Source organism: Helcobacillus sp. ACRRO (genome assembly GCF_022347125.1).
Lineage (GTDB): Bacteria > Actinomycetota > Actinomycetes > Actinomycetales > Dermabacteraceae > Helcobacillus > Helcobacillus massiliensis.
The window spans coordinates 41,847-52,032 of the sequence record NZ_JAKRNG010000017.1; the positions used below are offsets into that span (position 1 = coordinate 41,847).

The window sequence follows — 10,186 nt, forward strand, 5'->3', positions numbered from 1 at the left end:
ACCATGCGCTCCCCGCTGCAGTGGCCCACGGCGATCCTCACCGCCCTGGTCCGCGCCTATCAGCGGGGGATCTCGCCGTACACGCCGCCGGCGTGCGGCTTCACCCCCGTGTGCTCCCAGTACGCGATGGACTCCCTGCGCCGCCACGGCGCCGTCAAGGGCACCGTGCTGTCCGCGTGGCGGATCCTGCGCTGCAACCCCCTCACCGGGGGCGGCCTCGACCCCACCCCGGCGCCGGGCATGTGGAGCAATCCGCGCGCCCTGCGCAGGCCCGAGGACCGCGCAGGCGACGACTTGTAGATTAGACCCGAACCCGACCGACGCCGCCCCTCGCATGACCGTCATGCGCATCCGGGACGGATAGAAAGACAAGGCCGATGTCAAAGATTCTGATGCCCATCGAATGGGCGGTCTTCTGGATCATGGTGCAGTTCCACAAGGTGCTGTCCTTCGTGATGGACCCCAACAGCGGCTGGACCTGGATCCTGTCGATCGTGGGTCTGACCGTCCTGGTCCGCATCCTGATCCTGCCGCTGTTCGCGAAGCAGATCCGCGCCTCCCGCGCCATGCAGATCGCCGGCCCCGAACTGCGGGCCGTGCAGCAGAAGTACAAGGGCAAGACCGACCCGGAGTCCCGCCAGGCGATGACGCAGGAGACCATGGAGGTCTACCGCAAGCACGGCGCCTCCCCGGTGTCCTCGTGCCTGCCGCTGCTGATCCAGATGCCGATCTTCTTCGGCCTGTTCCGCGCCCTGTTCTACACCCTGCCGGAGCACTCCCCGGGCGGGAAGAGCTACGGCGAGACCTTCGGCGGCATGACCCCGGAGCTGGCGAAGAGCGCCTCGACCTCCACGATCTTCAGCAACACCACGATCGCTGACAGCTTCCTCTCCGGCACCATCGAGACGAAGCTGATCACCGGCATCATCATCGCGCTGATGTGCGCCGTCACGTTCCTCACCCAGAAGGAACTGACGATGAAGAACCTGCCGCCGTCGGCCCTCGAGGGTCCCGCAGCGAACATGCAGAAGATCATGCTCTATGTTCTTCCGTTCATCTACATCATCACCGGCCCCGGCATGCCGCTGGGCGTGCTGATCTACTGGCTCACCACGAACGTGTGGAGCTTCGGCCAGCAGTGGTGGATGATCCGCAACAACCCGACCCCCGGTTCGGACGCGGAGAAGGTCCGCCACGAGCGCATCAACGAGAAGCGCGCGAAGAAGGGCCTGGAGCCGCTGGACTTCCGCCCCGCGAAGGTGGAGAAGCCGGTCGAGGAGCAGCAGATCCGGGTCCAGCCGAAGCGCTACGAGAAGGGCCGCCGCCTCTCTGATGAGGAGATGCTGGAGCGGGCACGCCGCCAGCGCGCCGAAGCACAGGCCAAGCGCCGTGCCCAGAATCCCGGCGGCAGCTCCGCAGCCGGCAGGAAGGGCTCCGGCAAGAAGAAGTCCAGCGCGAAGAAGCGCAACCGCCGCTGACGGCGACCCAGGCGGGCTGCCCCACCCCACGTGGGTGGAACCCGCACACCCGAGTGAAATGAGGCCATTGTGAACGACACCCCCACTGCCGACACCCCGGAGGATCTGCGCGAGGACCAGGCGCCCGAGGTTGAGGAGACCTCCGCGGACTCCCACAGCAACGGAGGCGACCGCCTGCAGCGCCTCGAGGAGGAGGGCGATTTCGCCGCCGACTACCTCGAAGAGCTGATGGACATCGCTGACCTGGACGGCGACATCGACATCGACGTGGACGGCGACCGCGCCTCCGTGGAGATCCGCGGTGCCGACGAGCTCGCCGCGCTGAACGAGCCGAAGGGCGAACTGCTGGAGGCGCTGCAGGAGCTGACGCGCCTGGCAGTGCAGGCCCGCACCGGTCAGCGTTCGCGCCTGATGCTGGACATCGGCGGTTTCCGCGCGAACCACCGCAGCGAGCTGGAGGAGCTGGCTGAGAAGGCGGTGGAGCAGGCGAAGAACGGCACGATCCCCGTGCCGCTGCGCCCCATGAACCCGTTCGAGCGCAAGGTGGTGCACGATGTCGCCAAGCGCGCCGGTCTCCGCTCGGAGTCCGATGGTGAGGGCGGCACCCGCCACGTGGTGATCTACCCCCATGACTGAGCGTCTGGCGCCGCCGGCGGAGCACCGTGCGCTGGCTGAGGAGCTGTTCGGCCGCAACCTGCCGCTGGCGGAGCGCTACGCCCGCCTGCTGCAGACCAAGGGCGCGGAGCAGGGCCTGATCGGCCCGCGCGAGGTCGATCGCATCTGGGAGCGCCACGTGCTCAACTGCGCGCTCATGGTGCGCGCGCTGGAGGCGCCGGAGGGGGCCGACGGCTCCGCCGCATCCAACGGAACCGCTGCGTCCGGTGGATCCGCCGACTCTGCTGCGGCCTTGCCCGAGCGCGTCCGCACGCTCGCCGATGTGGGCTCCGGCGCTGGCCTGCCCGGCCTGGTCCTGGCGATCGCCCGGCCCGACATCGACATCACCCTGATCGAGACGATGCAGCGCCGCTGCACCTGGCTGGAGGAGACCCTGGAGGATCTCGCCGCCTTGGATGAGGAGGACTCCGTCGGCACGCAGCTCCCGCAGGTGACCGTGGTGCGGGCCCGCGCGGAGGAGCTGCACGGTGAGCAGGAGTTCGATGTGGTGACCGCGCGGGCGGTTGCGGCGCTGGACAAGCTCGCGAAGTGGACGCTCCCGCTGGTGCGGGTGGGCGGCCGGCTCGTGGCGCTGAAGGGGCAGAGCGCCCCGCAGGAGATCGAGAAGGCGCAGAAGACGCTGCAGCGGCTGGGCGGGGAGAACGCCCGGATCGAGCTGATCCGAGCGGAGGGCATTGAGGTTCCCACTACAGTGGTGAGCGTTGATGTGACCGCACGTCCGCAGAAGAAAGGCTCCCGTGGTGGCAAATAGCAAAGGCTCGCAGGAGGACACTCCGCTGATGCGGCAGCTGAGGCAGGACACCCAGCTGCGCAGGAAGCTGGAGAACGCCACCTTCGAGGCGCCGGCGGAGACCCGCATCATCTCGGTGGCGAACCAGAAGGGCGGGGTCGGCAAGACCTCCACTGCTGTGAACGTGGCGGCTGCGCTGGCGCAGGGCGGACTGCATGTTCTGCTGATCGATGCGGACCCGCAGGGCAATGCGTCCACGGCGCTGGGTGTGGAGCACGATCCCGATATCGCGTCGTTGTACGACGTCCTGGTGGATGACAAGCCGCTGCACGAGATCCTGGTCCCCTCGGAGCAGTTCGAGACGCTGCAGTGCGCGCCCGCCACGATCGACCTGTCGGGTGCGGAGATCGAACTGGTGCCGATGGTGGCGCGGGAGTCGCGGATGAAGAACGCGATCCGTGCCTACATCGAACACCGGGAGCAGGCGGGTGAGCCGCGCCTGGACTACATCTTCATCGACTGCCCGCCGTCGCTGGGTCTGCTGACCATCAATTCGCTGGTGGCGGCGCGGGAGGTGCTGATGCCGATCCAGGCGGAGTACTACGCGCTCGAGGGCATCGCGATGCTGTGGAAGAACATTGAGCTGATCCAGCAGCATCTGAACTCGGATCTGCGGGTGTCCACGATCCTGCTGACGATGTACGACGGCCGGACCCGGCTGGCGTCGCAGGTGGCGGAGGATGTGCGCGAGCACTTCCCGGAGCAGACCCTGCAGACTCTGATTCCGCGGTCGGTGCGGATCTCCGAGGCGCCCAGCTACGGCGAAACGGTGATCACCTACGATCCGGGGAGCACCGGCGCCCTGGCGTACCGCGCGGCGGCGCATGAGATCTCCACCCGTTCCTGACTTATCCGACGCGCGGCGCGGCAGAACGACCTGCTGGCGGTTCGCGCTTCAATCGTGGGCCTGGAAGAATCATGGCTTCCAGCAGACTGATGAAGGAAGACTATGGCGAAGAAACGCGGACTCGGTCGCGGGATCGGCGCGCTGATCCCCAGCGCAGCTCCCAGCGGTCGGCAGGCGGAGCCGGCGAAGCCAGCGGCAGCTGAGAAGCCGACGGAGGCCCCCTCCGGCGAGTCCTCGAAGGCGACGGCGTCCTCGGAGAAGAAGTCGACCCCCGCGAAGTCCAGCGCCGCGAAGTCGTCCTCGGTGAAGTCGGGCGCGACCGCGAAGAAGTCTGCGCCTGCGAAGAAGGCCTCGACCCCCACCGCCGCGTCCGCTCCCACTGCTGCTTCTGCCCCCACCGCTGCGTCCGCAGCGACTCCCGCTCCCGCCGAGGAGGCGGCTCCCGCGCTGCGCACCCGTCGGCAGGCCGACGGAGGCCGCGGATCCCAGTCGCAGAGCTCCGCAGCCGATTCCTCCACTGACGGCTCCGCCTCGGCGGACCGCAGTGGTGCTGCCTCCTCCGGTCGTGCCTCGAGCCGCCCGGTGGACATGTTCTTTTCGGGTGATCCCGTCGGCGCTCCCCGCGAGGATGCGGCTGCCCGTCGGCGCGATCTCGCCAACGATATGGCGCGCGCTGCCCGGTCCCGCCGTGCCGCCTCCAAACGTTCCGCCACTGCAGGTGCGGCCGCGCCCGCGCCGGCTGCTGCGCCGGCTGCTGCGCCGACGTCAGCCCCCTCCGCCGCTCCGACTGCCGCCCCTGCTGCGGCGAGGCCCGCTGCGGCACCGACCGCGGCTCAGCAGAAGGACGCTGACGCCTCCGGCACCAGCGTGGAGGAGAAGGTCCTCTCCCCGGCTGGGGAGACCCGTGCTCCCGCAGCGCCGACCCCTGCACCGGAGCAGTCTCCGGCGGCCGTGACGGCAGCGACCCCGGACGCTGACCAGACCGACGCCCCGGCTGCCGAGTCGGCAGAGCGCACGGATACCGAGAATGCGGCTCCTGCGCCGGCGGCGTCGTCGAAGTCCGCGACCGAGGGCTTCGGGTACGACGATGTGGTGATGGTCGGTGAGGACGAGCGCCGGTTCGATCCCGACGCGGCTGCGCCCGCGTCCGGGGCTGAGGACGAGTCCTCCAGCGCCTCGGAGCTGTCGATCGACACAGACGATCTCGTCGCTGTTCCCGGTGCCGAGTTCGCGGAGCTTCCCATCAATGAGATCCGCGAGAACCCGCGGAACCCGCGCACCGTCTTCGATGAGGAAGCGCTCGATGAGCTGGCGTACTCCCTGCGCGAAGTCGGCGTCCTGCAGCCGGTTGTGGTTCGACCAATTCCGGTCACGGAGAGCGGCGAATCGTTTGAGCTCGTCATGGGTGAGCGCCGTTGGCGCGCCGCGCAGCGCGGTGGGCTGACCTCGATCCCGGCGATCATTCGTGAAACCAGCGACGATGACCTCCTGCGCGATGCTCTGCTGGAGAACCTGCACCGCAGCCAGCTGAACCCCTTGGAAGAGGCCGCCGCGTACGCGCAGCTCCTGGAGGACTTCGGTTCCACGCAGGACGAACTGGCGGAGCGCATCGGCCGCTCCCGTCCCCAGATCACCAACACGCTGCGTCTGCTGAAGCTGGCGCCGCTTGTGCAGCGCCGTGTGGCCTCCGGGGCCCTCTCTGCGGGCCATGCGCGCGCTCTCCTGGCCGTGGACGATCCAAAGCTCCAGGAGGAGCTGGCGGCCCGTGTGGTGGCCGAGGGGCTGTCAGTCCGCGCTGTTGAGCGCCTGATCTCCACAGGCAGCGGCCCGACGGGGCGTGCATCCACTCCCCGCCGCACCACCTACAACCCGCACGTGGTGGACCTGACCTCCCGCATCAGCAACCGCTTCGAAGCTCCGGTCCGGATCGATGTGGGCAAGCGCAAGGGCAAGATCACCTTTGAGTTCTCCTCGATGGAGGACCTCGATCGCCTGGCGTCTCTCCTCGGGATCGACGCCGATGACCTGCCCGGCGAGGGCTGAGCGTCACGGTCTGGTTCTGATTACCATCTGGTAAGGGAGGGTGCCGACGAGTGCCCTCCCTTTTCTCTGCCCATCACGTCCGTCCGGGTCGAGCGCGGGTGAGCTGTCTGTGCTGCGCAGTGTTCGGTTGTGCTGTGGCGCGTTGTGCTGTGCTGTGCTGTGCTGTGCTGTGCTGGCTGTGGCTGGGTTGCCGCGGGCTGCTCCGTGCTGACTGTCTCTTCCGTCCACTGACTTGGGGCGAGATCCGTCAGGGTGCTCACCCGCGCTGATCTCACCTCTCGAGTGCTGTATCCACGTGTGTGCACTCTTCTGTGGATAACTCCGTGAAACGATCCCTGACCTGCGCGGATAGTGGCACTGGTCGGGCTCTGGTCAGGACTTGTCGCCCTCTCTCGGGCCGCCTTGTGGACAAGGACAGCGGCACTGATCTGCCGCTAGGTTTCACGTGGAACCTCAGCCCCCGTCCCCACGCATCCTCAGCGGGCATCGCGAAAAGTAGCACCGCTCCGTCTGGAAGGAGCGGCGTGCTTGAGGAATCAGTTCAGGTGCCGGGACCATTGAGTCCAACTCGGCAGAAAGGTCGTTTCACGTAGAACTGCTGAGTAATGGACCACGCCCAGGGGCGCCTATTCGCTTCGCTGTCGGTCCGAGGGTGTGGTGACTTGTCCCAGGAGTCGGGTTTCACGTGGAACCGGTCCGATAAGTGCTGATCAGCGCGTTGTTGGAGGTGTTCCACGTGAAACACTTCGATAGACATGACGTCATGGTTTGCTCCAGTCGGGTCTGGACACCCACTTGTGCGAAAGATAGCTAGCGTCCTCAGGTTTCACGTGAAACAGACCCTTTCCACTAGAACCTTCGCGCACGTAGACACGACAGAGTGATGGGGTACACCCTCCTGACGCTGGACGACTGTGGAGTTCAGCTGACTGCCACCCTCTTGAGTTGCCGCATCTGATCGTGGTTGTACGTGAAACGGCAACGGTGTGGATGCGCAACGCGGGAGGAGTTCGCATGCAGACAATGCCGCGGAGTGGTTCCACGTGAAACACGCTTGTTCGGCCTCAGTCAGGACGCAGCATCGTGCCGGCCAACCGGCATGCACCCTTGACCCTCTTCGTTTGCTGTGCGGATAGGACGACTGTGCCCTGCGGGCATGCCCGTTGATTGACACATTGCGAACTCGGCCGAGACGGCGGTGGACGTGTAGTTGTGCTCACTCGGTTCCACGTGAAACCACCGCTCTCGGCAACAGAGGCGCAGGCATTCAATCGGAATGGTAATTCGACCTTGGCCGAGCCGCTGCCCCGATTCACTGTGTTCGGTCGATCGGGGGTCGTGCTCTTCGGTGGCAATGAGTTCTCAATGTGCGGAGATGCTGCGGTGCTGTGTCTGCGACAGTGTGTTCCACGTGAAACCACTGGGACGGAACGACAGGGAGGGCGCTACGGCCATGGCGACTCTCCACTGGCTCAAGTTGCGGTCGTGCGAGGTTTCACGTGAATCCTCGACGACGTGCCACATTCGGCGGCGTAGGGTGCGAAGGCTCTCCGGCGTGCTTCCTTCCGGTGCAGGCAGTTCCACGTGAAACAGCCTGCGGCACGAGATAGCAAGTGTCGGAGCTCCGGAATGAACGTGCCGCGCGCCCTCGCCGGCGATGGCGACATGTTTCACGTGGAACAGACCGGTGTCCCTCGTCCTGTTAGAGGCTTATGTGCGCACCTGACAGTTGCCGGCGCGATGAATGGGGTGCTCGTTTCACGTGAAACGCGACTGACGTGTTTGTAGAAAGCCAAGGCTGGACCAGTGCCCCTACGACGAGGTGCCGATTGTGATGACGTCTCTGTCTCATCGATCAGAGCGGAGGCCGCTATCGGAATCGAGAGGGTGGCTCCCCAACCCTGCCGGGACGGCATGTTTCACGTGCAACCAATGAACGGCAATACCCAAAGCCATCGGTTTCACAGGAAACGTTCTGAAAGAGCACCCGGCTGAGGGCGCGGCGTCGTCAGTGCCGCCAAGCTCTGTTCACCTCAAGCCACACCTGTGCCTGCGACTTGGTGGCGACAGCGACCATTGGGTCGGGCTCGAGGGCCCTGCGGCTCTTTCGCACTGCTGCTGGCCACGCGGTCCATGCGTTCCACGTGGAACTCTGCGCTGAGAGAGTGAGGGACGCGCATTCCTCTTTGTAGGGGCACGGGTCGGCATCTGGCCCCCAGCCTCTCCTCTGGAAACGCCAGCGATCGCGGTGAGCCGCGGCCCGGGGCTGACTGTTATCCACGAGTGTGCAATCAATTGTGGAAGAACGTGGTCCGGTCGAGTTATCCACAGTGTTGGTGACAACGTCAGTGATCGCTAAGCGGGGTTCCACGTGGAACCGGTATGGCACATAGGCGGTAAAATCGCAGGTCAGAGGTGATTTTCGGCTCTTTGAGAAGTGCTCACCGTGCGAACGCACGCGACGAGGGCCGGAGCGCACGGCCTGGGATCTGCACAGACTTGTATCCACAAGGTTGTGGATAACCTAGTGGATGGCTGGGGACAAGTGAGCTTGACCCAACAAGACGCGGGGCCAGTAGCTGCGGTCCGGCACGCCTGGCGCCCAGCTGGCGACCCAGGCGGACGGGATGAACGGATTACGGGTGCAGCAGTCGCTCGATAGCGTCGACGACCTCGTACTTCGGCCGGGCTCCCCGGAGAAGTGTGATTGGCGAATCGGCAAGTGCGCCAGGGCCGTCACTGCCATCATTATGCCCCTCTCCGCCCGGAGCTGAGTGCGCCGCTGCCGCGTGTAGGCCGGCCTCGGGAATGAGGAGCCATGTTGGGAGGCGACGCTCAGTTGCGGTATCGCCAATCAGAGCTGCCGTGTCGTCTTCGACCGCTTCCAGAAGCTGCGCGGGACGGCTTCTGGAGAACACTGGCAACTGCTTCAGGTCATCAGAAGTTGGGAAACCGTCGGACACATCCACGTTCGCTGTCGTGACACGCGGCCCCATGACTTGGCCGATCTCCTCCGCCGCCAGCACTGCCGGCAGGGAGGGAATGCTCCACCGCGCCCAGAACACCACGGCCGACACGTGGGCACCGGCCGCCGGCGCAACAGGAGCAGCCGCAGCAGGAACGCCAGCGGCAGGGGAAGCCTCCACTGGGCCCTCCCCGCCGCTGCCCGCTGCATGCACACCGCCGGAGCGGTCCGAACTGCTCAGACGTCGTCCTTCGCCAGCAGGTAGCGCTCAGCATCCAGAGCCGCCGAGCAGCCGGAGCCGGCCGCGGTGATCGCCTGACGGTACGTGTGGTCCACAACGTCGCCGCACGCGAACACACCCTCGAGGTTCGTCAGCGTGGACCGCCCCTGAACGGCGATGTACCCGGCCTCATCGAGCTCCAGCTGGTCCTTCACCAGGTCAGTGCGCGGCAGGTGCCCAATGGCCTGGAAGAACCCATCGGCCTCCACCTGGGAGGTCTCCCCGGTGACCGTGTCGCGGATCGTGAGGCCCGTGAGCGCGTTCTCGCCGTGCAGCTCCGTCACTTCGGTGTTCCACATGATGGTGAGCTTCGGGTCGTTCTCGGCGCGGCGCACCATTGCCTTGGAGGCGCGCAGCTCGTCGCGGCGGTGCATCAGGGTGACGTCACCGAAGCGGGTGAGGAACGTTGCCTCCTCCACCGCGCTGTCGCCGCCGCCGACCACCACGAGCTTCTTGTCCTTGAAGAAGAAGCCGTCGCAGGTGGCGCACCAGGAGACGCCCTTGCCCGTCAGTTCGTCCTCGCGTGCGAGGCCGAGCTTGCGGTACGCGGATCCCGTCGCGATGATGACCGCGCGTGCACGATGGACCTCGCCGGACTCCGTCTCGATCTCCTTGATCTCGCCGTCCAGCTGCAGACGCACCGCATCCTCGTACACGAGCTCCGCGCCGAAGCGCTCCGCCTGCTCCTGCATGTTCGTCATCAGCTCCGGGCCCATGATGCCCTCGGGGAAGCCGGGGAAGTTCTCCACGTCCGTGGTGGTCATGAGGGCGCCGCCCGCGTCGAGGGAGCCGGCGATCACCAGGGGCTTCAGCTCGGCGCGGGCCGCGTACACGGCGGCGGTGTAGCCGGCCGGGCCGGACCCCACGATCACAACCTCCCGCACCGGCGAATCGGCCTGCGGCTCCGCACCGGCCTCGGGCGCGGCCTGCGGGGCGGCAGCGGAGTCGCCGACTCCGATGCCGAAGCCGGAGATGGAGCTGAGGATCGACGGGTTGGTCTCAGTGTTCACGAGGGTCCTTTCTTCGCAGAGGCGCTGCGGTCAGAGAACGGGTCAGCGGCCGGGACGGGCCGACGGGGTCGGGTGGCGGACAGCAGACGCACCGCATC

Annotated in this window: 8 protein-coding genes; 6 read left to right on the plus strand and 2 right to left on the minus strand. The window is 66.5% G+C overall.

Annotated elements, in window-relative coordinates; all coding sequences use genetic code 11:
• The first annotated feature begins 3 nt into the window (after nucleotides 1-3).
• The 6 genes from yidD to MHY20_RS07515 all read left to right on the plus strand — a co-directional run bounded on the left by yidD (nucleotide 4) and on the right by MHY20_RS07515 (nucleotide 5,833).
• Nucleotides 4-300: a membrane protein insertion efficiency factor YidD gene (gene yidD / locus MHY20_RS07490; protein ID WP_239375978.1), complete on the plus strand. Its 297-nt coding sequence runs from the start codon at nucleotides 4-6 to the stop codon at nucleotides 298-300.
• A 77-nt stretch (nucleotides 301-377) separates the two neighbouring features.
• Nucleotides 378-1,478, plus strand: coding sequence for a membrane protein insertase YidC (yidC, locus tag MHY20_RS07495; protein ID WP_183377345.1), 1,101 nt, complete (start codon nucleotides 378-380; stop codon nucleotides 1,476-1,478).
• A gap of 174 nt (nucleotides 1,479-1,652) precedes the next feature.
• A complete protein-coding gene (locus tag MHY20_RS07500; protein WP_239375988.1) occupies nucleotides 1,653-2,114 on the plus strand; it encodes a R3H domain-containing nucleic acid-binding protein in 462 nt (153 codons plus the stop codon).
• Complete coding sequence (gene rsmG / locus MHY20_RS07505) at nucleotides 2,107-2,904, plus strand: 16S rRNA (guanine(527)-N(7))-methyltransferase RsmG (protein ID WP_239375980.1); 798 nt, start codon at nucleotides 2,107-2,109, stop codon at nucleotides 2,902-2,904. Before MHY20_RS07500 ends, rsmG begins: the two co-directional genes overlap by 8 nt.
• A 28-nt stretch (nucleotides 2,905-2,932) precedes the next feature.
• Complete coding sequence (locus tag MHY20_RS07510; protein ID WP_183377349.1) at nucleotides 2,933-3,790, plus strand: AAA family ATPase; 858 nt, start codon at nucleotides 2,933-2,935, stop codon at nucleotides 3,788-3,790.
• Between the two features lie 102 nt (nucleotides 3,791-3,892).
• A complete protein-coding gene (locus MHY20_RS07515; protein ID WP_239375982.1) occupies nucleotides 3,893-5,833 on the plus strand; it encodes a ParB/RepB/Spo0J family partition protein in 1,941 nt (646 codons plus the stop codon).
• A gap of 2,636 nt (nucleotides 5,834-8,469) precedes the next feature.
• On the opposite strand, the gene MHY20_RS07520 is transcribed toward MHY20_RS07515, so the two are convergent.
• Entirely contained in the window at nucleotides 8,470-8,910 is a 441-nt protein-coding gene (locus MHY20_RS07520; RefSeq protein WP_239375984.1) for a hypothetical protein, read from the minus strand.
• Between the two features lie 125 nt (nucleotides 8,911-9,035).
• A complete protein-coding gene (trxB, locus tag MHY20_RS07525; protein WP_239375990.1) occupies nucleotides 9,036-9,962 on the minus strand; it encodes a thioredoxin-disulfide reductase in 927 nt (308 codons plus the stop codon).
• Nucleotides 9,963-10,186: the final 224 nt, after the last annotated feature.

Excerpts from the sequence above, each read along its gene's own strand:
- MHY20_RS07510 (WP_183377349.1), top strand. The coding sequence starts at position 2,933 with ATGCGGCAGCTGAGGCAGGACACCCAGCTGCGCAGGAAGCTGGAGAAC.
- yidC (WP_183377345.1), top strand. The coding sequence starts at position 378 with ATGTCAAAGATTCTGATGCCCATCGAATGGGCGGTCTTCTGGATCATG.
- MHY20_RS07515 (WP_239375982.1), top strand. The coding sequence starts at position 3,893 with ATGGCGAAGAAACGCGGACTCGGTCGCGGGATCGGCGCGCTGATCCCC.
- rsmG (WP_239375980.1), top strand. The coding sequence starts at position 2,107 with ATGACTGAGCGTCTGGCGCCGCCGGCGGAGCACCGTGCGCTGGCTGAG.
- yidD (WP_239375978.1), top strand. The coding sequence starts at position 4 with ATGCGCTCCCCGCTGCAGTGGCCCACGGCGATCCTCACCGCCCTGGTC.